The sequence below is a fragment of the Candidatus Nanosynbacter sp. TM7-053 genome (assembly GCF_022828375.1).
In the GTDB taxonomy this organism is placed as follows: domain Bacteria; phylum Patescibacteriota; class Saccharimonadia; order Saccharimonadales; family Saccharimonadaceae; genus Nanosynbacter.
This window is the reverse complement of sequence record NZ_JAJQJX010000001.1, coordinates 91,654-116,660: the sequence shown is the minus strand read 5'-3', so window position 1 is coordinate 116,660 and position 25,007 is coordinate 91,654. Positions and strand designations below refer to the sequence as shown.

The window sequence follows — 25,007 nt, the reverse complement described above, 5'->3', positions numbered from 1 at the left end:
TTTTATTTAAAGAAAAGGAGGCGTATGCCAGATAATAAAAAAATGGTTGAGATTCGTCATTTTAAGATGAGTTTCGGTGATAAAACTGTTATTAAAGATCTGAGTTTTGATGTTTTTCGCGGCGAAGTTTTTGGTTTTTTGGGAAGCAATGGCTCGGGAAAAACTACGACGTTGCGCGCATTGTTGGGGTTATATCAGCCGACCGCGGGCGACTTATTGATAAACGGCAAGCCATATTCGGTGGAAAGTCAGATTCGCCTCGGATATCTTCCTGAGGAGCGCGGTTTGTATAAAAAAGAAAAAGTTCTGGACGTGATGCTTTACTTTGGCCAATTGAAAGGTTTGAGTCGCAAAGAAGCTAAGGATTTTTCTCTGAAGTTTTTGGAGCGTGTCAATTTGAGCGACAAGGCTAATACGCAACTTGATAAATTATCTGGCGGACAGCAGCAGAAGATTCAGCTTGGCGTAACAATTATGGGCGATCCAGAACTACTGATTATGGACGAGCCAGCCAAAGGTTTTGATCCGGTTAATCGCCGTTTGTTGATGAATATAATTGAGGAGCAGCGAAAAGCTGGCGCAACAATTATTTACGTTACACACCAGATGGAGGAAGTCGAAAGATTGTGCGATCGTTTGATTTTATTGAAAGACGGTCAAGCGGCGGCGTACGGCACGTTGGAAGAAGTAAAAAGTCAATTTGGCGGCGCTTCAATGGACGACATTTTTGTCCAAGTTTACGGCGGCGAAGCGAAGGAGTTGAGCGATGAGTAAAATGCATAATTTGGGGACGGTTTTCAAATTTGAAACGCTTAGAACGCTGAAAAAACCGACATTTTGGCTGACGGCCTTGGGATTCCCTTTGTTGATTGGCGTGCTGTATGGCATTATGTTTTGGTCGCAAAGCACGACTATTGAAGCGTCAAAAAATCTGGAAAAGCAAGAATTTTCACTGAAAGTCACGGACGATTCGAAATTGGTGAAGCCAGAATTGCTGGCGGCAATTAAAGCCAAAACTGCCAAATCGAAAGAATCTGGAATTGACGACGTAAAAAATAATAAGGTTGATGCGTATGTTTATTTTCCAAAAGATTTGAGCAAGCAAAAGGTCGAAGTTTACGGTAAAGATGTTGGGTTATTCCAAAACGGAAAATACGGCGCGGTGGCGCAGAGCTTATTGAGCCAATCGGTAGCAAGTGGCGTCAGCCCAGCACAAGTTGCAATTTTACGCGACAAAGTCCAATTGTCATCAACCACATATCTGGACGGAAAAGAACACGGCGGCATTAATGAGATGATCGTGCCAGGAATGTTTTTGGTTATTTTGTTCATTCTCATCAGTATTTTTGGCAATCAAATGCTCATTAGCACCACCGAGGAAAAAGAAAATCGCACGGTGGAAATGCTGCTTACGACCGTTAAAACTGACACTTTAATTACGGGTAAAATTCTGTCCTTGATGGTGTTGGCTTTGATTCAGATTTTGGTGATTGTTTTGCCAGTTTTGGCGGGCTATTTGGCGTTTGGCTCGAAGTTGCAATTGCCTAATCTGGACTTGAGCACGCTTGTGTTTGATCCTGTGAGAATTGGTCTGGCGATCATAATTTTCTCCGCAAGCTTCACTTTATTTACGGGAATGTTGGTGACTTTGGGCGCGATGATGCCGACCGCCAAAGAAGCCAGCCAGTGGTTCGGAATTGTGATTATGCTATTCATTGGTCCATTTTACGGAATCACGGCGTTCGTTTCCTTCCCTGATTATTTCTTCGTTAAGTTCTTATCGCTATTTCCATTCACCGCGCCGATTCCATTGTTGTTACGAAACGCAATAGGTAATTTGCCGATTTGGGAAGCTTTGCTCGGCACGGCAGTTTTGGTTGCTACAGCAGTGTTTGTTATGTGGCTATCGGTGCGCGTTTTCCGTTACGGTGCGATGTCTTATGATAGTAAATTATCTCTGTCGGCGTTGCGAACACGCCGAAAAGCTGGTAAAGTTTAATTATGAAAGTACGTATAGAGATAGACACGAAAACATTTGTGCGATTTTGGCTGGTCGTTATGGGATTTGGTCTGGCTGGTTTGGCAATTTATTCCGCAAAGGATGCGCTGGTTTTATTGGGAATTTCCCTGTTTTTGGCGTTGGCGTTGAATCGTCCAGTTGCAGCAATTGCTAAAAAACTTCCTGGAAAAAGTCGATTAGGCGGCACGGCACTGGCGTACACGACGCTGGTTCTGCTTTTGGGTTGTGTGATCTGGTTTGTTATTCCGCCAATTGTCCAACAATCTGCCAAATTTGTCGAGAGTATTCCGAGTATAATCGACCAAGCAAGCTCACAGTGGCGTGGCGTCAATGATTTTATTGATAAGAATAATTTGCGCCCGCAGGTCGATTCGATGATGGAAAACATTAAGCAGCAATCTTCGTCTTGGGCCACGAGCGTCGGCACGAATCTATTGTCCAGCGTTGGTTCTTTGGCGTCGTTCTTAGGCTCGCTATTTTTGGTGTTGGTGCTGTCATTCCTGATGCTCCTCGAGGGTCCAACTTGGGTGAAGCGTTTGTGGGGATTATACAACGACGAAGAAAAAATGGAGCGTCATAAGAAGCTGGTCGGTCGTATGTATAACGTGATCACGGGATATGTTTCTGGACAATTGACGGTTTCTGGAATTGATGCGATATTATCAGGTTTCGTTGTGTTTGTGTTGAGCTTGACGTTCCCTGTCATAAATTCTAATTTGGCAATGCTCACCGTTATGGCGACGTTTGTGTTGACGCTAATTCCGATGTTTGGTGCAACAATTGCTGGCGCGTTGATATCATTACTATTGTTCTTCAATAACATGACAGCTGGCGTTATTTATGCGATTTATTTCGTGATTTACCAACAGATTGAGAATAACTTTGTTTCTCCTTCTATCCAATCAAAGAAGGTTGAGTTGTCGGCTCTGACTGTTTTGGTTGCGGTGACAATTGGTTTATATGTCGGCGGTCTATTGGGCGGTTTGGTTGCTATTCCAGCCGCTGGCGTTGTGAAAGTTTTGCTGGACAATTACTTAGAGCAAGCCAAGTCTAATCGTGTTGAGAACGAAAAGCCACTTAATAAATTAGTTAAGAAATTGAAAAACGAAGATTAATTAGCACGAAATAAAAGTATAGCCCGTTGAATCCAGCGGGCTATTTCCATGTCCAAATGCTGCCACTTGGCGTATCACGAACAGCAACGCCAGTATGAAGAAGTTCATCGCGGATTCTGTCAGACTCTTCCCAATTTTTCTCTGCGCGTGCTTGACGTCGCTGGATGATCAACCTCTTCAAATCGTCAGTAATATCAGGCGTAGATTCAGTCAAATCTAGCCCTAAAATCTCGTCGATCTCATCAACAAATTGCACCAAACTTTGCCGATGAATCTTATCAAGCGGCGTATGATCCAACTTTGAAAATACTTCATCAATCAACGCCAGTGCGCCTGGAGTGTCCAAATTATCATTCAATTTCTCGACCAACGCCTGACGTCCCGCTAACAACGAAACCGAATCGTCCTGCTCGTCTTTATCATCGTCATCCTCCAGTGTGTCGTGAGTCTGATGTCTCAGAACCGCGTAATCCCGCCAATGGTTCAGCCGCGCCTGTGCTGCTTCCAGGATTTCCCAGGTAAAATTGCCTTCCGTTTGATAATGTTTGCTGAGAATCGCCAGCTTAAACGCCATCGGACTAAAGCCTCGCGAAATAATATCTTCCAGCGTAATAATATTACCCAGTGATTTACTCATCTTTCGACCGTCGACTTTTATGTGATTATTATGTAGCCAAATTTGAGAAAATTGTTTTCCAGTCAAGCTTTCACTCTGGGCAATTTCATTCGTGTGATGAACTGGAATATGGTCAATTCCGCCAGCGTGAATATCAATAGAATCCCCAAGTGTTTCACGAGCAATTGTCGAGCACTCCAGGTGCCAGCCAGGAAAACCGATTCCCCACGGACTATCCCATTCCATATCGCGCTTGGCGTCTTTTGGCGAAAACTTCCATACAGCGAAGTCAGTAATATTGCGCTTTCCTTCAACGCTCACTCTGGCGCCAGCTTCCAGACCCGCCACGTCCAGCCGCGCTAATTTACCGTAATCCTTCAAAAGCGACGTATCAAAATACATGCCGTCGCCGTCGATTTTATATAAAAATCCTTTTTCGTCCAGTCCTTTTGCGAAGTCAATCTGCTGCTGAATATAATCCGTCGCCCGCACCAAATAATCTGGTTTTATCAATTTCAGCACGTCGTAAGCTTCATGATTTGCAACGGAAATATATCTTTCCGCCACATCCCAGGCAGTCTTCCCTTCACGGCGCGCACCTTTTTCCATTTTGTCCTCGCCGTTATCGTCGTCGCTGGTCAAATGTCCAACGTCGGTGATGTTTTGCGTTCGAATAACGGGAATATCTTGCCAGCGTAACAATCGCACCAGCACGTCCCAATAAATATAGCCAACCCAGTTGCCGATGTGCGGTTGCGAATAAACTGTTAGACCACAGGTGTAAAATTTGACCGTTTCTCCGTCAAGCGGTTTCAGTTCATCTTTTCGTCTGGTGAGCGTGTTATAGAGCTTTATCATTAGTTCTATTGTACGTTACTCTGGTCAGTTTTTCAAAATTGACATAAAAAACAGCCCCAACGGGACTTGATAATTTTAAGGAAGAAATGACAGACAGTATTATTGCAAAACGCCGCCTGCCATTTCTCCTAATGAGCTAGTGTTAGCTCTGGGGACGCTCCCGCTCCAGGAGGGTATTAACCCTTTCGAGCAGAGTGTGTAGCAGGGAGATTTGACTCTTCTCCAGCTGGAGGGTGGCAGCCTCATCGATAAGGCTGCGAATATTCTCCTCCACCTGAATAATCTCGACGAGGTAGTCATCGAGATTATTCACCTTCTCCCTACGTCCTTCCAGGTTACAAGTCGCCTTTCTCAAGGCAGAGATGATCGCGCCATTTAAGCGCCTCATAACCTTGACGTGGCACAGTGAAAGGCGACCGTAGGCCGACATTATTTCCCAGCGTTCCCAGGGCTGAGTCCTGTCTGTGGATCCTGCTGTGTCGAACACAGCAAGGAGATTTTTCCCTGCCGAATACGAAGCACTCACTGCTCTTCGAACAGAGTGATTCTTGACGTCAAGCGACGACGTCAGGATGTCATGTAAGACAAGCATGATTGAGAGACAGCTCTCAATCATATTGTCGACGACTCCTTCCCTCGTAATTTTTCCACTCTTCTGGAGCGCACGCCCCAGATTATTAGCGGCATTCTCCAGTTTACGGAAGAGCTTGATGTCGCTATTATTAAAGACAAAAGGCTTTCCGTTAATTTCCAGAGTGTTGCCCTTTTTCTGCCGAGACATGGTCTCTTTCCCGTCTTCTCACCCCTGGATGGTTAAGTGACGTTTTGTCACAAGGTGAGATCTCATTCCTCTTTTCTGCTTTTTATAAAAGGAATAAAAACTCACCTTGTATATAACTGTCTGTCAAAGTACGCTTTCGGACAAGGACTTACTCAACTTGTCAACAAAAGCTACCTCTATTTATACCATACTAACGTAAAAAAGTCAACACTAATCTGCTTCTCGCAAAGCCTGATCCGTCGCCGTGACTAATTCTCTTACGATTTCATCATAGCTTTCATATACACGGAATCCTGCCGCGTACGGATGACCACCGCCACCGAAATATCCAGCCACAGTATCGGCAATTGGTAAATTACCTCGTAGGCGTGCAGTTAATTTGCCGTCAGGGTAAGTTTTAATAACGCAACTAAGCGCCACGCCTTCAACCAGCCTCAACTCATCACCAATCAACGCTCCAGGGTTATAGGCGTCGCTGTAGGCTTGGATTTCTTCGAATGGCACGTGCACCAGCGCCAATTGTCCGTCTAATAAATATTCGATTCGCTCGATCAATTTTCCCTTGTACGCCAAAATTTCTGGCGATTTTTTCATAAATTCACGTCGTCGCTCTTCAATTTCCGCATTGGATGCGCCCAGCTCTGTAAGTTCTCCTGCCGTATGAAAAGTCTGAGCCGTAGTGTTTTGCGTAGTAAGCCCCAGGCTATCGCTCATAATAGCTATCAATAAATCTTCAGCCGCCTGAGGATTTATCTTCCAGTCGGAGTGCTTGAACAGTTTATATAGTAATTCCCCGGTCGCCACGACGGTTTCTGATAACATAGTATGATCAAAGCTAAGTGTCGATTCGGCTGTGTGATGATCGATAACCAGAGTCGGGTGCGTTTCCAGAAAATGTCGCGCTCCAGGAGTTTCCAATACCTTACTTAGCAGCACGTCCGCGCTTGTATCGACAATTATCGCGGCGTCGGCTTGAAATGGAAAGTCGTTCTGCACTCGATCCCAACCGCGAATATAATGAAGATATTTCGGTATATCTACTGGACAATATAAAGTGACAGTCTTCTCTAGGTCACTTAAGACTTCTTCCAGCGCCAAGCTTGAACCCAGGCTATCGCCGTCGGGATTTTCGGCTTGAATAATAACTATATTGTTTGCGGATTGAATAAATTGTTTAGCTGTGTCTAGCATATTATTTATTATAACAAATGATTTTTACTCTAATATAATATATATTGTTTTTAATTACATAAGTGGTATAATATGTGATGGACTATTAAAAATACTGCGCAATCGAAAAAAACATAAACATTTTTATAAATTATTATTGACAAAATATAAAGATTGTGCTAGTATGAGGACATAAAGCCTGAAGATAGGGCTGGAAAAGAGGAGTTTTTATGAACAAATTTAAGAAAATCGGCATTGCTATCTCTTTGGGATTTGCTATGCTCGGTGGAATCTGGTTGGCATCACCTTCACAGGCTGCCGGCTGTAACAGTTTTAACGTTGTATACTGTGGTACACATTCTATGTCAGAATTGCAAACAGCATACAGCCGTACAGAAATTAAAGAACTATACAAAGAGTGGTACGTTACCGAGACTATGGTTCAAGGTGGCTCCAACATGCGCGAAGGTGTAGTTGACGCAAATGGCAACATTACAGTTGATGGTCGTGTTGTAGCTACAAACGCTATAACCGTACAGTCTAAAGCTGGTACTCGTCAGCCTCAGCCACAACGTAGCTACAAGACCTCAAACGGATATACTTACTACCAATACACAACTGGTCAGAGCTTCGTTGACGGACCTAAGAGCTACAATATTTACGCATGGTTTGACAATAACGGCTCATTTATCACTGGTGTGATTAAAGACTGTGGTAACCCAGTTTGGGGTAACCCAACAACACCTCCAGCAAAGCCTGCTCTAACATGTGACGCTTTGCAAGTAACTGAAATTTCTCGTAACACCTTCAAGTTCAGCGTTAAGGCAACTGCCAAGGGTGGCGCATCTATCACCAGCTACACATACAACTTCGGTGATAACAACATCAAGACAACTAACTCATCAGAAATTCAATACACTTACGCAAAAGAAGGCAACTATACAGTTACTATTACTGTAAACGGTAAAGAAACTGGTGAAGTTAAGAGGCAAAACTCTAACTGTCAAAAAACTGTTACGGTTAAGCCGGAACCAAAGATGATCGTTTGTGTAATTGAAGAAGGTGGCAAGAAGTACACTAAGGAGATTAAGAAGGAAGAGTTTAACGAAAAGATTCACAAGACCAACTTGGACGAATGTAAGGAAACTCCTGCTAAGATCACAGTTTGTGTAATTGAAGAAGGTGGCAAGAAGTACACTAAGGAGATTAAGAAGGAAGAGTTTAACGAAAAGATTCACAAGACCAACTTGGACGAATGTAAGGAAACTCCTACACCAAACACTCCTTCAACATCAACACCTAGCCCAGAATTGCCAAAGACTGGTGCAAGTGACGCGATCATGTCAGCACTAGGCCTAGGTGGACTAACTACAGCTACTATCGCTTACATCGCTAGCCGCCGCCAAATGTAATAGGCTAAACTAGCAACGAAATACCCGCCGAGATGGCGGGTATTTTTTATTGGTGATGAAGCTGGTGAGTCTATAACTGTTTTCGACCCTCTAGTGCGTGAGTTAGTGTAATTTGGTCTGCATATTCAAGGTCAACACCGACTGGAATGCCCCTAGCCAAGCGTGTGATAGTCGTATTCAACCCAGCTTCTTGGATGTAGCGCTGCAAGAATAGCGCGGTCGACTCGCCCTCAACTGAAGCGTTCGTGGCGATAATAATCTCTTGAACGTCGTCTGTTTTTATACGTTCAATTAGTTCTGGGATATGCAATTGCTCCGGTCCAATATTGTCGATTGGTGAGATAACGCCGCCCAGCACGTGGTATGTACCCAGGAACTGCCCTGTTCTTTCTATGGCAACAATGTCTAGCGGCTCCTCGACTACACAAACTACTCTTTTATTCCTGTTCAAATCTGCGTATAAAGGCGACACGTCGTCATCTGAGTCGATCAACGCAAATGTCTTCGGGCAGGTTTTTACGCGGTCGTGCAATCGGTCTAATGAATGCGCTAATTGCTTTGCGGATTTGGGGTTGCGGCGTAAAACCGCGTAGGCATATCTTTCAGCCGTACGCGGTCCAACTCCGGGTAAATTACCAAAATCATCAATTAAAGCAGTCAGAGCTTTTGGTAAAATGTCGATTGACATGACTTTAGAATGGCAAGTTGCCCAAGCCGCCCATCAATGGCTTCATAGTTTCAGCAGCGACCTCCTGAGCCTTTGTCATACCGTCGCGAACTGCGATTTCAATCCAGTGTTCCAACTCTTCGATATTCTCTAGGTCAACCATTTCTGGGTCAATCTTTACAGACTTAATCTTTAATTCGCCAGTGATTTGTACGATCACAGCGCCATCGCCAGCCTCAACTTCGATGATTTCTTTACCTAATTGTTTCTGTGCTTTGCGTAATTGTTGCAGCATTTTCACCTGATCAAACGCCATATTCCTCCTTATTTAACACTTATAATTATACCCTATTTGCGGTCGGATGTGTAGACGTAGAAGCGATCGCCGTCTTTATGGTCATTGACAATTACTGACGACAGGTGCCCAGAGTAAGTCTGCGGAATTTGAGACTTTACGCTGTGGCTAACGTATAAAGTCTGTCCGACATTTGCTGGCGCTGTGTGGATAATTGATATTCGGTGATAATTGTGCTTTTTAAGCGCTTCGTAAATCGGTGATTCTTCTTTACTGACCAATAACGAGAATGAATCGGTCGGCGCGGTATTTTTACGTAGTAGAGATAAATCTTTATTAAAGCGTGAAGCTGCCTCTGGGAAATAACGATAACCGTCAATATAGCGGACGCTGCCACCCACCACCATAACGATGATTAGCATTGATATAAGAACCAGCCCTGTGCCGCGAGCGTATGGATTGCGCGGGAAAAGCCCGTACCACATGTTCATTAGAGATTCCAATCCGACCGCCAAGAGTATAAATAACGGGATAATAATTATCGGAGTGAGGCTTGGCTGGAAGATGAGTAGCGCCAATGCTAAGATTAGCCACGACCAAATCATAAACGAGCGGGCGCTGGAGATTTTTTGGAAGCTGCGGAATAGTCCTAGCCCGATTAACACCATTGCGTTGATGTCCATAATTGGCGTGATTTGGTTTCCTACGACTGATGGGAAAATGCGGATGTATGTGTAATATAAAGTCCTGAGGTTTGCGACGATGTCAAAACTTAGGCTGTTGATGCCGATGAGGTTGTAAAATAGCGCGTGGGATTTATAGCAAAGAAAATTAATCCCGCAAACCATTACGAATAAAATTGAAAATGGAACAATCCAAGATTTTCGGTGTTTTCGAGAGATGAGGAAATAGCGTGGATGCGGATGTAGAAAGGCGATGATCAGAAGTCCCAGATTGATATACCAAAAATACGGAGTGAAAAGGCTGAGCGCCGTGGTGATGGCTAAGCTGATTCGCCAAATGGAGGCGTTCTGGGCTTTCTGGAGAATCAATGTAGCAAAAAGTAAAGTTAGCGCGGTGTAAAAGATGTATAAAATGCCAACAGTTGCGCTTTGTCCGATGAATAAAAATTGACCGGTCGTTGCCATGATTAATAGCGATAGAATTGTTGTGGACGGCTTAAACCAGCGCTTTAAGAGGAAGAAGATAGCGACAGAGCTGGCGATTGAAAGGATTACGGCGGGCGCTTTAATTGTTAATAAACTGACGCCGAATAGCTTGAAGAGTAGCAATTGAAGAAGGTGAAATGGAAGATTTGTAACGGCGATTCCCTCGATGCTAAAATTCAAGTGATTTGTCGTATTGACCATGTCGATTTCTGCTTGCGACAAACCTCCCGGCACGTGCAACGCGGAAATTATAATAGCTCCTATGTATAGCAGCGCCAGCAACGTATAGCCGAAAACGTAGCGCCATCGGTAAAGGAATATATCGGTAACTTTTTGCTTTTTCATTGGTATGATTATAACACAATTCTATTCATGCTTGCGATCCAGACTCATAAAGCGTAGGCGCTCTGGGTGGAAATATAGCTGGACTTTACCAACTGGGCCATTACGGTGCTTAGCGATGATGAGGTCAGTAATATTCTGAACTTCCGGGTTGTCGGGTTCGTAATATCCAGGGCGATAAATAAAGCTCACGATATCGGCGTCCTGCTCAATGGAACCGGATTCGCGCAGGTCGGCTAGTTGTGGAATTGGCGGCGTACGCGATTCAACAGAACGGCTTAACTGGCTCAGGGCAATTAGCGGCACATTCAATTCGCGAGCAATAAGCTTCAGTCCGCGTGAAATTTCCGACACCTCCTGAACACGGTTCCCGTTGTGGTTTCCGTTGGCCTGCATAAGCTGCAAATAGTCGACGATGATTAATCCTAATGGATTCTCATGAGCAATTCGACGCGCTTTAGTACGCATTTCCAAAACTGATAATCCTGGCGTGTCATCGATATAAATTGGCGCCTCAGCCATTTCTCCCATAGCCTCAGACAACTTCGCAAAATCTTCATCACTCAGATTTCCGGTGCGAATATTCCAGCTATCAACTCCCGACGCGTCCGCTAACATACGGTCGACCAGCTGCTCCTTGCTCATCTCTAGGCTGAAAAATAGGACGGGATTTTTCTCAATCGTTGCCACGTTATAAGCCAGATTCGTCACCAGCGTCGTCTTACCCATGGCTGGACGAGCTGCCAGAATGATCAAATCTGATTTTTGTAAGCCAGCGGTCATGTTGTCCAGATCTCGATAGCCAGTGCGAACTCCTCTGAGAGAACCTTTATTCTTACTGAGCTCTTCAATTCGATCAAAACTATCCGTCAGAATACTTTCCAGGCTGACCAAATCTTGCTTGGTTGATTGGTCTGACACGCTGAAAAGTTCAGCTTCGGCCTTCTCTAATAACTCCTGCGTGGTCGTCGATTCGTCATAGCCAAGTTCCGAAATATCGCCACTCGCTTTTATTAGACGCCTGCGAACCGCTGCCTGCGCAATCATCTCCGCGTAAGCCGATGCGTGCGCCGCCGTTGGGACGTAATTTGTTAGCTCTGTCAGATATGCCGAGCCGCCAACCAATTCCAGCTCGTCCTTTCGCTTCAATTCGTCGGTTAAGGTCAGAAGGTCGACGGGCTTATGTTTTTCAAATAGCCGCATCATTCCAGCAAAAATCAATCCGTGATTCTTGTCGTAAAAATCGCTAGGGTGAGTAATTTCTGCGGCGTCCGCCAAAACTTCCTCGTCAATTAAAACCGCCCCAAGCAAACTCTTTTCCGCGTCCAAATTTTGTGGCGGAATCTTCCCTTTTATTTCTTCGCTTTTATCTGCCATTAAATATCCTCCAGCTTAACTTCTTCGCCGCCACCCATTAACTCTGCAATTTCCGCCAATTTTTCGTCCTCTGGCGGTTTCTTCTCTCCGATTATATCAATTTCCAAATCCATCGCGGTTTCTTCTGAGATAATTTCCGAGATCAATGGTTTGTTTTTCGCGTCGTCCAGCTTTTTCTTATAAAACGCGGAACCTGCGTAAATTGTCAATTTTTCACCGTCAAACGACCACTGGCTTTTCTGCAATAATGACGCCAGCCCGAGGGATTTTTCTTTCGCTCTTTCAATGACTTTTTCCCAATTTAGCTCTAGCGGCGCGTCGGTTTTCTTTGGTTTTGCGTCTGGTTTTTTTGCTGGCTCGGCGGGTTTTTCTTCTTTTTCAATCGGCTTTTCGGTCGGTTTGGTCGGTTCTGCTGACTTAATTGGCGTTGGTTTTTTGGCGGGTTTTTGGGTCGCGGCTTGAGCTATATTTTTCTTTGGCGCGACTGGCTTTTCTGTCGGCTGAGAATTGCTATTCATAAATATCGTCAATAATTTCAAGTCTGGGTGCGGGTGTCGATCAACCTCGATCAATTGCTGAACCAGCCCAATAAGGTTTGGATTTTTCCGCAATCTATTGCGAGCAATCGACAATAATTGATGCGATACAACAATTGAATTTGCGCCGCCATTTTCTAATTCCTGGAAGATATTTAAGACTTTCTCGTTGTCGTCGGATGGATATGAATCCAACAGATTACCGAGCATTGTCGCGTCACTCAGCCCCAAATATTCGGTAACCATATTCGCCGTCAGTGGCTGGTCTGATGTTGCTAAAATCGACAATTGGTCAAGCGTACTAATGCCGTCACGGAATCCGCCGCGGGAACGTTCAGCAATTAACCTGGCAGCGTCCTCTTCAATTGCAAATCCCTCTTTTTTCGCTATATTCATTAACTGGCGCGTCATAATTTCCGTCGGAATTGGGCGGAAGAAAAATTGCTGGACACGGCTAAGAATGGTGTCTGGAAGTTTGTCGGCGTCAGTTGTAGCTAAGATAAACACCACGTGCTCTGGCGGTTCTTCCAGGGTTTTTAATAGCGCGTTAAATGCCGATTTTGACAGCATATGAACTTCGTCAATGATATAAACTTTTTTCGGCGCAGAAACAGGTGCAACTTGGGCTTTTTCTCTTAAAGCACGAATGTCGTCAACGCCGTTATTGCTGGCTGCGTCAATTTCAATAATATCCAAGTTTGAAGAATCGTCATCATATGGCAAGTGGTTAATTTCGTGCGCCAAAATTCGCGCCACCGATGTTTTTCCTACGCCACGCGGTCCAGTCAACAAGTACGCATGAGCAATTTTTCCCTGCTCTAACGCTCGACGTAAAATACCAGTCACGTGATCTTGACCTAAAACTTCATCCAAACTACGACTGCGATATTTACGATATAGCGCCTGACTCATCCCCTCATGCTCCTCATGAGATAATTATAGCAGAAAACGGCATTTTTTATGGATAGCGCAGATCGATTTTGTGTTTTGTTTCGGCGACATAAAAACAGTAGTAGCTATTAGGGTCTGACACGGTTGGATCTTCAAGTATCTCGTCGTTTTCTTTTATCTCAATATATTCATCGTTACTATACGGTTTGATGAGCTTAGTAAACTCAAACGCATATTCACCAGAAATATTCTTTAACTCTTGACTTTGATCTATTGGGTCGGCATAGTCGGTCATAACTAGTATAAGAAAATATCCATCCTTACCGCCGAATAGATGAAAAGTCGTATCTGGACTAAGCGGTATCAGTGGTGCGAATTGTCGAACATAACCTAATTTTTTCAGAGTTGGAAATGCTTCAAAAACTACAGACGGAAATACAAAATTTGAGTAATTGTTCATATCTATAGGTGATAATTTATTCGCCAAATTTATTTTTACCGTATTCGATAAATTGATCGATCGGCTTAGCGTATTCAGCGGCCCAGCCGTCATCTTCTTTCTTCCTCTTTGCGTTGGCTAGGATTGTTCCTGTATATTCTTGTAACGACATACCGAGGCCGTCCGCACCCTCTTCTCCATTATCGCGCAGCCGTACGCACAACATACCAAAAATTGCCAATGCTATATCATTGGCACGTGTTAAAATCTTAACATTATCAAGATTTTCATCGGCAAGCTGCTTGACTGTTTTAATAAGTTCCCAATCAGATTGGGTGTACGACTCAAAATCTTTTTCTGTCCATTCTGACATAGTGAATCCTCTAGGTAAGTGAGTAGTTTTATATCATACTCAGGATAAGACATTTTTCAGGTCATGTCCAGGACGATGGGTCTAGTGGCCGGGGCCGGTGGTGTACTGGCCGCGGTGGGTGCCGTTGTTGTTGGATCCGTTGCCGGGTCCGTAGTGGTCGTGGTTGTCGCTCTCGAGGAACGAGTAGTGCGTCGCACCGTCGGCGAGACCACCACCGACGCCCATACCGCCGCTGCGGTCGCCATCTCCGATGAGGGTGTGTCCTTCCTTCGGACCGCTACCGAACGACATGGTGATGGGGTTGCCCTCAGAGTCGCAGCCGCCCATCGGCTCGCTCCACCAGTTCTTTCCCATGATAACTCCTTCTGGAGTCGGGCAGAGAAAATAAATCCTCCGCAAAACGGTGCGTCGATTTGACGCAAGCTAACACACGTTGTGAAAGCTAATATATATATCAATAATAGAGTAAAATTTCAAGCTATTTCATCAAAAATATATTGTAAAAATAAGATTCTAAAATAACGTTAATTGCTCTGTTGGTAAATCCAGCTCAATTTCTCCGTCAATTTTTTGCGCCCGATATCCAATAAGCTTTTTGATGTTGTAAGCCAGCAGCTGACCGTCGTAATCAGTGATGACAATTGAACCGATGGCGCTGCGTACGTGTCCGACCAATTGACTATAATCCTTCATTAAAACGACACGAGACAAATCGACGCCAGCGGTTTGAAAATAATCTTCACAAGGAATTATTTCGGATTTCGGAAACGACACGCCAATTTTCTGCTCAATTTCAAGTAATTTTTGTCGCAATTCTCTCTCGCCGGCTGCACGGTCAAAAGGTAGTTTTATCAATTCCATCTTTTTATGAACTGGCAGAGTTTCAGCTATTCCGTCCAGCTTAGAAATTTTCGCCTCGTATTGTCTGGCGATCAATGCCGAAGAAAATGTTTCTAATTTTATAGCTAATCGCGCTCCTTGCTCCAACAATCTTCGAATTCCACGCTCTTCTTGCGAGATTCCAACTTTTATGACGTTCGGCGCGAAGTATGCCAAGTAAACAAAGTGCGGATTTTGATTGATTTTTTCTTGTTGGACGGAAACCGAACTGGCGTTATAAAATGCTGGATTAAAGCCAGTTTTGTCGCGGCATTTTAGGCAATTTTCATACTTTTCATCAACCGTGGCGTGGTCTGGGCAGATTTGACTACAGCGATTCTCAAAATCCACCCAACCCGTGCAGTATTTGACAGAAAAATCAAACTCAAGAGACAAATTTTGCTCGAATAATTCATGACGCTCAATTTTACCGTCAACTTGACATTCGACGAATGGCTTATTGTCAGTATTAAAACTGGCGTAACTGAGCAGAAATTCGCTCGATAGCATAATATTTACAATGCAGCTTCGACAGCAGCCCAAGTTGCGTCAGGATTGTCTTCAGGGATGATGATTGTAACTTGGTCGCCGACGTTAATTCGGAAGTAAGTTACGCTAGCAAGCAAAATACGATATTCGCGACCAGAAGCCTCGACGTAGTAAATTCCGTCGTGCTGGACGAGCGTTCCGATAACTTGCTTTCGTGGTACAGGGCCGATTTGCTTATAAATAAAGCTGCCATCTTCAGCGATTGTCAATTTCATCAAGTCGCCCTCAACCAACTTCGACTTTGAAGCGTAGTTGGCTGGGATTGGGTAATTTTTGCCGTCTGGACTAAGCATCATCTGTCCGTCAAATACGCCTTCGATAATTTTTCCTGTCACATCATCTGACGAATTTTTTGGCGTGACAACTTGTCCATCGTCGCCAATAATACTAATCAATAATTCTTTTGCGGCAGCTAAATTGGTTTCCGCCTCTTGAATAAGTGTCCTCAGACGCTTAATTTGCTTTTCTGGTAATTCAGACATGGTTCTCGCAATTCCTTTGTCTATTTTTTATAATACTTAACTAATATATAGCATATCCTTACATTTATATCAAGTCGCCCTATCTATTTTTATCCAATTTTCCACAGCGCTATAAGATATGGACGAAAAAGTGTTGCAAATTTTACTCTTGAAATTGACGTGTAGTTCGTGATATTAAGATTGGCTACATAAAAATCACCGCCCATAGTGGACGGTGATTAAACGAAACAAATTGGCATTGTATAACAAATTATGAAAGCTCGACAGTAGCGCCAGCGTCTTCTAAAGTTTTCTTTGCAGCTTCAGCTTCGTCTTTAGAAACTTTTTCCTTGACTGGTGCTGGAGCGCCGTCAACGATAGCTTTTGCTTCACCTAGACCTAGGCCAGTGATTTCCTTAACAGCCTTGATGACTGCAACCTTCTGAGAACCAGCGTCTTTCAAAGTAACTGTGAACTCAGTTTTTTCGTCAGCAGCAGCGGCGTCACCACCAGTAGCTGGACCAGCAACAGCGACAGCTGCAGCAGCTGGCTCGATGCCGTATTCTTCTTTAAGATGATTTTTCAATTCGTTAACTTCTAGAACTGTCAATTTTACAAGTTCTTCAGCCAATTTCTTAATATCAGCCATTGATATTCTCCTTTATTATTATATTGTTGCGATGAATGCAACGTTACTAGTGTTGATTGCTAAACTTAAGCAGTAGCTTTGGCTTCGATGCCGTCCAAAAGTCCGTGCAAATTGCCGCCAAGCGCGTTGACCGTGTCGTGTACTGGTGATAGCAATTGTGATACCACTTGAGCAACGAGCTGGTCTTTGCTTGGTAGGCCTGCCAATGCTTTAACGTCAGCTTCGCTAATTGCCAAGCCTTCGCCTGAGAATCCACCTGCAAGTTGTAGTGCTGGATGTGTTTTTGCAAACGTATCCAATACCTTTGCTGGCATAACTTCATCTTCGCTACTTACGGCGTAAACCAATTGACCAACCAATAAGCTGGTGTCGGTTTCTTTGTAGGTATCGATTTCCTGAAGAGCTACGCGTACCAATCGGTTTTTAACGACCTTGATGGTAACGCCCGCTTCACGAGCTGCCTTGCGTAGTTCTTGTAGGTCGGCAACGGTAAGGGTTTGATATCGAGCAAAAGCTGTACCCTTAGCGTCTTTTAATAGCTCTGTCAGTTCAGCAACCAAAGTTTGTTTTTTATCGCGTGAAATTGCCATAAAAATCCTTTCTTTGATTGAGTTAATTTGTTATGTGCCAATTTGTTAACGTGCGGTAATGGAGAATCAAAAAACGTCTTTGATTCTCGCACTACCAAAGACGTCAAATAAAACTGTTAGTTTCATCCCTCGGTGGCATTTTTACACTTGTTTTACGTCAAGTCGCCACTGTCTTTGGTAATGTTCCAGACTATTGTAGCAGAAATGACAACGAAAAACAAGAGTTATGGCAATTATTTTCCAGCCGATTATTTTACAATAATAACGTAATAAAATCAATAGGCGTCTATATCTAATCAAAGAGAAAGCCCGCTCCGTGGTGGAGCGGGCGGGCGAACCTCCTCTCTGTATCTTTCTGTATCTGAGTTCTCTGTCGAGGGGTGCTAGTCGATTAAACTAACACCCCTCGACGAGAAGGACTAGTCCTTCGAGCGCGCTGCCTGGCGGCGACGCGCCCAAAGAGCGAGACCCCCGAGGGCCGCTAGCGCGACCGCGCCGGCGATCGCGCTCCCGGTAGCACCAGTGACCGCCAGCTTCTTGTGCTGGGGTGCTGGTGTGGGGATAGCCGAGGGCGTAGGCTCCTTATACCGTTCAATAACGGGAGTGGGGAGCGGTACAGGCCTACGAGTAGGCGTTGTGCTCGGACTCGGAGTCGGAGTCACCGACGGGGTCGTGCTCGGCGTGGGTGCCGACGGGGTCGGGCTCGGTGCCGGGCTTGGTGCCGACGGACTCGGTTCAGGAGTCGTCGATGGGCTCGGACTCGGAGTCGGTTCCGGTGTCACACTAGGTGTCGACGGTGTCGGCTCCGGGGTCGGAGTCGCGGTTGGAGTCGGACTCGGTGCCGGGGTCGGGGTCACAGAGGGAGTGGGTGTAGGCTGAGGAGCAGGCGTCGTGCCGTCTCCGTCGGTCCCTCCATCAGCCTTGATCTCGACCGTCTTCTCATAGCGGACGCCATTGACGGTAGCCACATTCGTGACCGCCTTTGCGCCATCAGGGTTCACCGGATCGGGGGTGTAGGTCACACAGACCTTCGATCCCTCGGGAGCCATCATCTTGATGGTCTCGTTGTTAACCTGAGTAGCCGTGACCTTGATAACGGTCTTCGGGTTCCACGTCTCATCCGTAGAGCACGAGACAACATTCGAGAGACGGGTGCTCTCGTCGTGAATTGTGTACTCAGTGCCAGGCGTGGTGACCCAGCTGATCATCCAAGAGACGGTGTTGTCAGGATTGACCCATCCCGCCTTGAAGTTGTCGATACTTGCGTAGGGGTAATGCACAGGACCGCAGTCCCTATCGCATGTACCATCGCCGTTGCTATCACCGAACGTGACTGTCGACGTCTTGCCCTCCAGGATAAACTCTGCGGTGGTCTTACCGACCGCACTTTCCTGAATTCGGGCTGCCGACCACCAATGTCCTGTGACATTTGTCTTGTTGACCATGGTGTCGGGCACCGTGTCAACGGTGCAGGTGAGGGCGGTATTATCAACCGTGCAGTCACCAATCCGTTCTCCTCCGTCGAGGACAAACGGGAAATTGGTGGCCCATTTGAGATCTACGTTAGCATGGACAGAGAAACTCTGTCCGATCTCAAGTTTTTCCGTCGCCCACGTACCGTCCACGCGGACGGAAGACGTGACGTGAGTGCCGGAAGAGGTTACCCGGGTGATTTCGGCGGTCATCTGGTGACCGGTAGTGGCGGTAGACGCCACTTCGATACCAGACGAGGACTGTGCCTCGTTGGTGGCGTACGATGCTCCTCCGAAGAGGAGCATTCCGATAATGCCGACAAGAATTGCCAGCATTGAGACTCTCAGTGGAGTCTTGGTGTGACGGCTCATCGCGCCATCCTTTCTCTCGTGAAAACTTTAGATAGCAGATGTTAAGGTTCTTATCCAGCGCTAGGCTGGAAATCAGAAGCTCTGAACATCAGCCATCTAGGTGGACTTTACTATTTTATCATAAAAAATGAAAAATGCAATAGTAACGCAAAAATCCCGCCAGAATCGACGGGATTTAATTGCCTGAAATATAAAGATTACAGAGAGTTCTCTACTTTAATGCCAGGGCCCATAGTTGTGGCAATTGCAACGCTCTTAACGTAAACGCCCTTTAAGCTGGATGGCTTCTGGGAGTTCAAACTGGTTAAGAATGCGCGTGCGTTTTCTGACAATTTTTCAGCGCCGAATGACACCTTACCGATTGACAAGTGAACAATGGCTTGCTTATCAACGCGGTATTCAACTTTTCCGGCTTTTGCTTCAGAAACGGCTTTAGCGACGTCGGTAGCAACGGTGCCAGACTTTGGATTTGGCATCAAACCGCGCGGGCCAAGCAAACGTGCGTATTTACCAAGCTTTGGCATGTACTGTGGAGTTGCGACCAAAATGTCGAAGTTCAATTCTTCCTTGTCTAATTGGCTTAGGAATTCTTCATCACCGATGATATCGGCGCCAGCTTTTTTAGCGGCAGCGTGTTCTGATTCTGGTGCGAAAACAGCAACGCGAACATCCTTACCTGTACCGTGTGGCAATGCTACGGTTGAGCGAATGTTTTGGTCGGCTTGGCGTGGGTCAACACCTAGGCGGATGTGGATTTCAACGCTAGCGTCGAACTTGACTGGGCTGGTTTCAGTAGCCAATTTCAAAGCCTCGTCTAAGCTGTACAATTTGTTCTTTTCAACGTTTTTTGCAGCGTCTTGATATTTTTTACCGCGGCGCTCCAAGCGTGGACGAGTAACTGGCTTTGGACCTTTCTTTACGTGAGCTTCGGCGTCGTCTGATTGTGGAGTAGTGTCGCCAGCTTCCTTGCGAGCTTCCTTCTCTGCTTTTTCAGCAGCTTCGTCAAGAGCTTTTTGGCTACGTTTGCCAGACTTAGCGACAGTAGCTTCGCGCTCAGCAACAACGTCTTTGTCTTTGTTGTCGTGAGATTTGCTTGCGTCTGTAGCTTCTGCAATTGCTGCTTCGATTTCAGCGATTGTGTTTTTCTCACTGACTTCTAATTTTAGTTCTGCTGCTTTTTCTAGCAACTCGGCTTTCTTTGCCATAAAAATCCTTTCTGTGGTACGAACGGCAATTTGTCATCTTAACAAATCAGCCTCCCAACATTGATTGATAATGTTGAAATTATACCATATTTTCAGAGATTGAGGCAAATGTTTGATAAAATAGTAATTATGGATATAACAATTACAAACATACAAGCAAGGCAAATTTTAGATTCGCGTGGAAATCCGACGGTTGAAGCGGACGTGACTTTGAGTGACGGTTCGTTCGGTCGTGCGGCTGTTCCCTCTGGCGCAAGCACTGGCTCTTTCGAGGCTGTTGAGCTTCGGGACGGCGAGCTGGCGTTTGGCGGTAAAGGCGTGCTTCGTGCTGTCGAAAATGTCAATGGTGAGATTGCGCAGACTTTGAAAGGTTCTAATCCGTTCGACCAGGCCGCAATTGATGAAAAAATGAAGAGTCTGGACGGTACGCCAAATAAGGCGCGTTTGGGTGCGAATGCTATTTTGGCGGTGTCGCTGGCTGTGGCGAAAGCTGCTGCTAAGTCGCGTGGCGTGGAGTTGTATCAATACGTCAATAGCTTGGCTGGAAATCCTGCAATGTGCCTGCCGATGCCGATGATCAACGTGATGAACGGCGGTCAGCATGCGTTGGGTGCGACTGATTTTCAGGAATATATGATTATCCCAACTAGTGCGGCAACTTTTGCGGACGCGGTTCGAATGAGCGCGGAAGTTTTTCACGCGTTGGCAAAAATCCTGAAAGACGAAGGATATCCTACGACGGTTGGCGATGAGGGTGGCTATGCACCTCATGTCAGGAATGGTAATATGGAGCCTATTTTGTTGCTATCTCGCGCCATCGAGCAGGCTGGCTATAAATTAGGCGTGGACTTTGGTTTTGCGCTGGATGTTGCGGCGAGCGAGCTTTATAAGGACGGCAAATATAACTTGGCGACTGAACACCGAATTCTATCAGCTGACGAAATGATTCGCACGTATAAAGCCCTGTTGGAACGCGTTCCTGTTCTCTCGATTGAGGATGGATTGAACGAAGAAGCTTGGGAAGATTGGGAGAAAATGACAGCTGATTTGGGCAATTTTGCGCAATTGGTTGGCGACGATCTTTTGGTGACGAATGTCGAGCGATTGAAGCGCGGAATCGAAGAAAAGGCTGGCAATGCGATCTTAATCAAGCCGAACCAAATTGGTACATTGACTGAGACGATTCAGGCTGTTTTGATGGCGAAGAACGCTGGCTGGAATACAGTGATGAGCCACCGATCTGGCGAGACAGAGGACGTAACGATTTCTCATTTGGCGGTTGGTCTGGGTGCTGGTCAAATTAAGACTGGCTCGATGTCGCGTTCAGAGCGAATTGCTAAGTATAACGAGCTACTAAGAATTGCGGAAAAGCGCCCAGATTTGGAAATTGCGCATCCGTTTGTGAAGTAACTCGCGCAAAAAGACTTCCCCGTAGTTCAGAGGAAGTCTTTTTTATTTGGCAATTTTTCGAGGGTTATCTTCTTAAAAACTCAATTTCCCCGCCCTCGTTGATTCGGACAATTTGCGATGGTTGAGCGTCGGCGGTTTCTCCAGAATCGACATAAATCGGCACTAATTCGTGGAAGTAATTTATTGCTTCAGTGACGTTTTTTGCTGGTTCTTCTCCTGACGGATTTGCACTAGGCGCGACCAAAAGACCGACGGTTCGAATTAACTCTGCCAACGGAGATTCTGGCACGACTCTGAATGCCAATGTTCCGCCGTTCCTTGGAAGATGTGGCAGAAAATTAGGACTCACTTTGGTGGTGATTGTTGTTGGTCTATTTTTGGAGATTTCTTGATATTTGTGTTTGATCGACGGCGTGAGATTAGGGATGTCGTCAATATTTGCAACCAAAATAATGACCGGATTATTCAAGGGGCGCCGCTTGACTTCGTATAATTTCTCGACGGCTTTTTCTGAATTGGCAGCGGCTAATATTCCATAAATCGTGTCAGTTTTAGCAATTATCAATTGCTCGTTCTGGAGCGCGGAGATTACACTGTCATCTAAAATATTCTTCACAATCATTTATTACATCTTCCCATAAAATAACCCCGAGAAGTCCGGGGCTATTTGTTAAAAGTTCTGTAGATTAGTCGACGACTTCAACACCCATTGAGCGTGCTGATCCGGCGATAACTTTCATTGCGCCTTCGATGTCGATTGCGTTCAATTGGTCTTTTTTTGCCTCAGCGATTTCTTGCAATTGTGCGCGAGTAATCTTACCGACCTTGTCTGAGTGTGGCTTGCCACTACCCTTTTGGATTCCAGCTTTCTCACGAATCATATCGTCAACTGGCTGACCAAGTGAGTTCCAAGTAAATGTTCGGTCTTCGTAAACTTGAATGTGAACAATTACGTCCTTACCCATCATGTCTTTTGTAGCGTCATTGAATGGATTAATGAAATCCATCATGTTTAGTCCCCACTGACCAAGCGTTGATCCCACTGGAGGACCTGCTGTTGCTCGACCGGCTGGAATACGTAATTTCAAATTACCAATAATTTTCTTTGCCATAGTTCTTCCTTATAGTTTGTAGTGCGTAACTCGAATATTATATCGAAAAATGCTTAAAATTGCAAGCTAAACTTTTTTAACCTGCAGGGCGTCCAGTTCGACTGGAGTGTCGCGACCAAACATACTGACCATAACCTTCAAAGTTCCCTTAGATGCGTCAATTTCGCTCACGGCGCCATCAAAGCCCTTGAACGGACCGTCGATAATTGAAACGACTTCGCCTTCTGAGAAGTCAATCTGATGCTTAGGCTCTTCAACGCCCATTCGCTTCTTAATCTTCGCAATTTCTTTTTCAGAAACTGGAGTTGGCGTAGTGTCGGCGCCCACAAATCCTGTAACGCCTGGCGTGTTGCGGATGATGTACCAAGTTTCGTCGGTCAATTTCATCTCAACCAAGACATAGCCTTGGAAGATCTTAGCTTCAACAATTTTACGCTTACCGTTGCGAATTTGGATCTGCTTTTCCTTTGGCACGATAACGTCAAAAATCTTATCAGCCATATCGACGCCGTTGATTCGTTGGCGGATTGATTCGGCAACTTTTTCTTCGTAGCCAGAATAGGTGTGAATTGCATACCATTGCTTACTGTCGTCATATCGTTTTGAACTCATAATCTCTCCTTTACTTCAAAATTTGGTTAAAGCCCCAGTTAAATGCGGCGTCAAGTAATAAAATCAGAACGACAAACACAAAGGTGAAGATAAGCACCGCCGCTGTCATTGCCCAAGTTGCTGAGCGGGTTGGCCAGCGAACTAGCTTCAGCTCTTCCCAGGCGCCCTTAAAATATCCAATCAATCCACCTTTTTCGCCAGATTTTTTAGACGCTTTTGTGGTGATTTTGGTTGGTTTATTGATTTTTTTCGCTACAGCTTTTTCTTTTTTTTGCGCGTCGTCAGTAGCCTTGATTCGACGAACCGTAGTTTTGCTGCTTGCCTTGCCTTTCTGTGCCATATTTTCTCCCAATTTAAAAAGTCTGTTTTTCACAGACTGTCAATAGTCATTGTAATTCATCCGAGTCAAAAAAACAAGTTGACCGAATATTATTTGTCATTATTTTTGAACTCTTTCAGCTTGAATCCGAACGTAGATCCGTGGTTTAATCGGCTTTCTACCTCAATTTTACAGCCCAATTTCTTCGCCAACTTAGCGGAAACATATAGACCTAATCCCGTGCCTTTCGTCTCGCGAGTTCTATAATCTTCTGCGCGGTAAAACTTGTCGAAAATTTTTGCTATGTCGGCTTTGCTAATGCCAATTCCCGTGTCAATAACCTTGAAGGTAATTTCGCCAGATTTATTTTTCTTGATGGATAAAGTTATGGAGCCTTTTTGTGTATATCGAATGGCGTTGGTAATGAAGTTTTGGAGAATTTCCTCCAGATATAGACGAGAAACCTTAACCACGCCAAGTCGCCCGCCGATATCCAAATTGAAAGCCAAACCTTTTTCGCTCGCCTGAGGTGAATATTCGGAATTTATCTGAGCCGCCAACTCTGTCACGTCAATTATTTCTGTTTCATCGGCTACTCCTCGCTCTGCGCGCGACAGTGTGCTGAGGTCGTTGATCATTCGCGCTAAGAATAAAATTTGCTTATGGGATTCGTCGATGGCTTCGGGAATTTTGCTAGTCATTTTACGCTCGACCAGCAATTTGGCGTTGCTCAACGAGCCTTCAGCAATAGCAATTGGCGTGCGTAATTCGTGACTAACTACGCTAATAAATTCATCGCGCTCCTCTTCGAGGCTCTTCGTCTTCGTGATGTCGCGCAAGATAAGCACATATCCGTCCGGCGTCATTTTATCGCCACCCTGAACTGGCGCAAGCGTAACTTCCAGGCGAATATAATCGCCATCTTCGATTTTCATCAGAATGTCGTCGCGTTGGCGAATTGCGGAAGACTTGGCGAGTTCCTTAAAAATGTCAATCGGCTTTTTATCTGTCGTTTCAAGGTTCAGTACTTGACTGATATGTTCGCCGTTAATTCCGCTGTTCGTGTCAATCAAATTAAGTGCCGCAGAATTGTATGTATTGATAATTCCATGCTCGTCCGTACTGAGGATTGCGTCGGTTATATTATTGATAAGTGTGATCATTCTTTGGTGTTCGCTGAGGCTTTTTTTATCATTTTTACAATCAGATTTATCGCTAATTTCCGATAATATTTTATGTAAAACAATAGCTATAACACCTAAAACAACGCTCAGAGTGATCAATAGAAAAATTAGCGCCCACATAGCTAAAGTATA

At 45.1% G+C, this 25,007-nt stretch carries 27 protein-coding genes and 1 other annotated feature; of the genes, 5 read left to right on the top strand and 22 right to left on the bottom strand.

Going from position 1 to position 25,007, the window contains the following annotated elements:
- The first annotated feature begins 24 nt into the window (after nucleotides 1–24).
- Genes LRM50_RS00725 through LRM50_RS00715 form a run of 3 tightly spaced genes read left to right on the top strand, consistent with a single transcriptional unit; the run spans nucleotide 25 to nucleotide 3,135 of the window.
- Nucleotides 25–774, top strand: coding sequence for an ABC transporter ATP-binding protein (locus tag LRM50_RS00725; protein WP_243809466.1), 750 nt, complete (start codon nucleotides 25–27; stop codon nucleotides 772–774).
- Nucleotides 767–1,999, top strand: a complete 1,233-nt coding sequence (locus LRM50_RS00720; RefSeq protein ID WP_243809460.1) for an ABC transporter permease — start codon at nucleotides 767–769, stop codon at nucleotides 1,997–1,999. The genes LRM50_RS00725 and LRM50_RS00720 overlap by 8 nt, the downstream gene beginning before the upstream one ends.
- 2 nt (nucleotides 2,000–2,001) lie before the next feature.
- Complete coding sequence (locus LRM50_RS00715; RefSeq protein WP_243809459.1) at nucleotides 2,002–3,135, top strand: AI-2E family transporter; 1,134 nt, start codon at nucleotides 2,002–2,004, stop codon at nucleotides 3,133–3,135.
- Between the two features lie 40 nt (nucleotides 3,136–3,175).
- On the opposite strand, the gene cysS is transcribed toward LRM50_RS00715, so the two are convergent.
- The 3 genes from cysS to LRM50_RS00700 all read right to left on the bottom strand — a co-directional run bounded on the left by cysS (nucleotide 3,176) and on the right by LRM50_RS00700 (nucleotide 6,581).
- The gene (gene cysS / locus LRM50_RS00710) at nucleotides 3,176–4,609 is read right to left on the bottom strand and encodes a cysteine--tRNA ligase (protein ID WP_243809458.1); all 1,434 of its coding nucleotides are present in this window, start codon (nucleotides 4,607–4,609) and stop codon (nucleotides 3,176–3,178) included.
- Between the two features lie 142 nt (nucleotides 4,610–4,751).
- Nucleotides 4,752–5,390 (bottom strand): hypothetical protein, encoded by a 639-nt coding sequence (locus LRM50_RS00705; protein WP_243809452.1) that lies wholly within the window; start codon nucleotides 5,388–5,390, stop codon nucleotides 4,752–4,754.
- A 210-nt stretch (nucleotides 5,391–5,600) separates the two neighbouring features.
- On the bottom strand, nucleotides 5,601–6,581 hold the full coding sequence (locus LRM50_RS00700) for a DHH family phosphoesterase (RefSeq protein ID WP_243809450.1): 981 nt from the start codon (nucleotides 6,579–6,581) through the stop codon (nucleotides 5,601–5,603).
- A gap of 209 nt (nucleotides 6,582–6,790) precedes the next feature.
- Between LRM50_RS00700 and LRM50_RS00695 the strand changes: the two genes are divergently transcribed.
- Complete coding sequence (locus LRM50_RS00695; protein ID WP_243809449.1) at nucleotides 6,791–7,972, top strand: PKD domain-containing protein; 1,182 nt, start codon at nucleotides 6,791–6,793, stop codon at nucleotides 7,970–7,972.
- A 70-nt stretch (nucleotides 7,973–8,042) separates the two neighbouring features.
- Here the strand turns inward: LRM50_RS00695 and recR are convergent, their stop codons facing one another.
- The 14 genes from recR to rplA form a co-directional block, all read right to left on the bottom strand.
- On the bottom strand, nucleotides 8,043–8,660 hold the full coding sequence (gene recR / locus LRM50_RS00690) for a recombination mediator RecR (protein ID WP_243809448.1): 618 nt from the start codon (nucleotides 8,658–8,660) through the stop codon (nucleotides 8,043–8,045).
- Between the two features lie 4 nt (nucleotides 8,661–8,664).
- Nucleotides 8,665–8,955, bottom strand: coding sequence for a YbaB/EbfC family nucleoid-associated protein (locus LRM50_RS00685; protein WP_129635271.1), 291 nt, complete (start codon nucleotides 8,953–8,955; stop codon nucleotides 8,665–8,667).
- Nucleotides 8,956–8,987: 32 nt separating this feature from the next.
- Nucleotides 8,988–10,448, bottom strand: coding sequence for a glycosyltransferase family 39 protein (locus LRM50_RS00680; protein ID WP_243809445.1), 1,461 nt, complete (start codon nucleotides 10,446–10,448; stop codon nucleotides 8,988–8,990).
- Between the two features lie 21 nt (nucleotides 10,449–10,469).
- The gene (dnaB, locus tag LRM50_RS00675) at nucleotides 10,470–11,822 is read right to left on the bottom strand and encodes a replicative DNA helicase (protein ID WP_243809443.1); all 1,353 of its coding nucleotides are present in this window, start codon (nucleotides 11,820–11,822) and stop codon (nucleotides 10,470–10,472) included.
- Nucleotides 11,822–13,270, bottom strand: a complete 1,449-nt coding sequence (dnaX, locus tag LRM50_RS00670) for a DNA polymerase III subunit gamma/tau (protein WP_243809440.1) — start codon at nucleotides 13,268–13,270, stop codon at nucleotides 11,822–11,824. Before dnaX ends, dnaB begins: the two co-directional genes overlap by 1 nt.
- Nucleotides 13,271–13,316: 46 nt before the next feature.
- Entirely contained in the window at nucleotides 13,317–13,709 is a 393-nt protein-coding gene (locus LRM50_RS00665) for a hypothetical protein (protein ID WP_243809434.1), read from the bottom strand.
- Between the two features lie 16 nt (nucleotides 13,710–13,725).
- The gene (locus LRM50_RS00660) at nucleotides 13,726–14,061 is read right to left on the bottom strand and encodes a hypothetical protein (RefSeq protein WP_243809433.1); all 336 of its coding nucleotides are present in this window, start codon (nucleotides 14,059–14,061) and stop codon (nucleotides 13,726–13,728) included.
- Between the two features lie 81 nt (nucleotides 14,062–14,142).
- On the bottom strand, nucleotides 14,143–14,415 hold the full coding sequence (locus LRM50_RS00655; RefSeq protein ID WP_243809432.1) for a hypothetical protein: 273 nt from the start codon (nucleotides 14,413–14,415) through the stop codon (nucleotides 14,143–14,145).
- A 159-nt stretch (nucleotides 14,416–14,574) separates the two neighbouring features.
- A complete protein-coding gene (locus LRM50_RS00650; protein WP_243809428.1) occupies nucleotides 14,575–15,450 on the bottom strand; it encodes a DUF2797 domain-containing protein in 876 nt (291 codons plus the stop codon).
- A 5-nt stretch (nucleotides 15,451–15,455) separates the two neighbouring features.
- Nucleotides 15,456–15,971: a hypothetical protein gene (locus LRM50_RS00645; protein WP_129637171.1), complete on the bottom strand. Its 516-nt coding sequence runs from the start codon at nucleotides 15,969–15,971 to the stop codon at nucleotides 15,456–15,458.
- Between the two features lie 250 nt (nucleotides 15,972–16,221).
- The gene (rplL, locus tag LRM50_RS00640) at nucleotides 16,222–16,599 is read right to left on the bottom strand and encodes a 50S ribosomal protein L7/L12 (RefSeq protein ID WP_243809426.1); all 378 of its coding nucleotides are present in this window, start codon (nucleotides 16,597–16,599) and stop codon (nucleotides 16,222–16,224) included.
- 65 nt (nucleotides 16,600–16,664) lie between these two features.
- Nucleotides 16,665–17,189 (bottom strand): 50S ribosomal protein L10, encoded by a 525-nt coding sequence (gene rplJ, locus LRM50_RS00635; protein WP_243777592.1) that lies wholly within the window; start codon nucleotides 17,187–17,189, stop codon nucleotides 16,665–16,667.
- Nucleotides 17,190–17,248: 59 nt separating this feature from the next.
- Nucleotides 17,249–17,385: a sequence feature (ribosomal protein L10 leader region), on the bottom strand.
- A 223-nt stretch (nucleotides 17,386–17,608) separates the two neighbouring features.
- Nucleotides 17,609–18,997: a hypothetical protein gene (locus LRM50_RS00630; RefSeq protein WP_243777591.1), complete on the bottom strand. Its 1,389-nt coding sequence runs from the start codon at nucleotides 18,995–18,997 to the stop codon at nucleotides 17,609–17,611.
- A 233-nt stretch (nucleotides 18,998–19,230) separates the two neighbouring features.
- Nucleotides 19,231–19,917 (bottom strand): 50S ribosomal protein L1, encoded by a 687-nt coding sequence (gene rplA, locus LRM50_RS00625; protein WP_129632827.1) that lies wholly within the window; start codon nucleotides 19,915–19,917, stop codon nucleotides 19,231–19,233.
- A gap of 450 nt (nucleotides 19,918–20,367) precedes the next feature.
- Between rplA and eno the strand changes: the two genes are divergently transcribed.
- Nucleotides 20,368–21,648 (top strand): phosphopyruvate hydratase, encoded by a 1,281-nt coding sequence (eno, locus tag LRM50_RS00620; RefSeq protein WP_243809424.1) that lies wholly within the window; start codon nucleotides 20,368–20,370, stop codon nucleotides 21,646–21,648.
- A 64-nt stretch (nucleotides 21,649–21,712) separates the two neighbouring features.
- On the opposite strand, the gene LRM50_RS00615 is transcribed toward eno, so the two are convergent.
- The 5 genes from LRM50_RS00615 to LRM50_RS00595 form a co-directional block, all read right to left on the bottom strand.
- Nucleotides 21,713–22,270, bottom strand: a complete 558-nt coding sequence (locus tag LRM50_RS00615) for an L-threonylcarbamoyladenylate synthase (RefSeq protein WP_243809422.1) — start codon at nucleotides 22,268–22,270, stop codon at nucleotides 21,713–21,715.
- A gap of 64 nt (nucleotides 22,271–22,334) precedes the next feature.
- Nucleotides 22,335–22,760 carry a 50S ribosomal protein L11 gene (gene rplK, locus LRM50_RS00610; RefSeq protein WP_129632624.1) on the bottom strand — a complete coding sequence of 142 codons (426 nt, stop codon included), beginning with the start codon at nucleotides 22,758–22,760 and terminating at the stop codon, nucleotides 22,335–22,337.
- A 66-nt stretch (nucleotides 22,761–22,826) separates the two neighbouring features.
- The gene (gene nusG / locus LRM50_RS00605; RefSeq protein ID WP_129632621.1) at nucleotides 22,827–23,372 is read right to left on the bottom strand and encodes a transcription termination/antitermination protein NusG; all 546 of its coding nucleotides are present in this window, start codon (nucleotides 23,370–23,372) and stop codon (nucleotides 22,827–22,829) included.
- A 10-nt stretch (nucleotides 23,373–23,382) separates the two neighbouring features.
- Complete coding sequence (gene secE / locus LRM50_RS00600) at nucleotides 23,383–23,712, bottom strand: preprotein translocase subunit SecE (RefSeq protein WP_243809417.1); 330 nt, start codon at nucleotides 23,710–23,712, stop codon at nucleotides 23,383–23,385.
- 89 nt (nucleotides 23,713–23,801) lie between these two features.
- Entirely contained in the window at nucleotides 23,802–24,995 is a 1,194-nt protein-coding gene (locus tag LRM50_RS00595) for an ATP-binding protein (protein WP_243809414.1), read from the bottom strand.
- Nucleotides 24,996–25,007 lie beyond the last annotated feature (12 nt).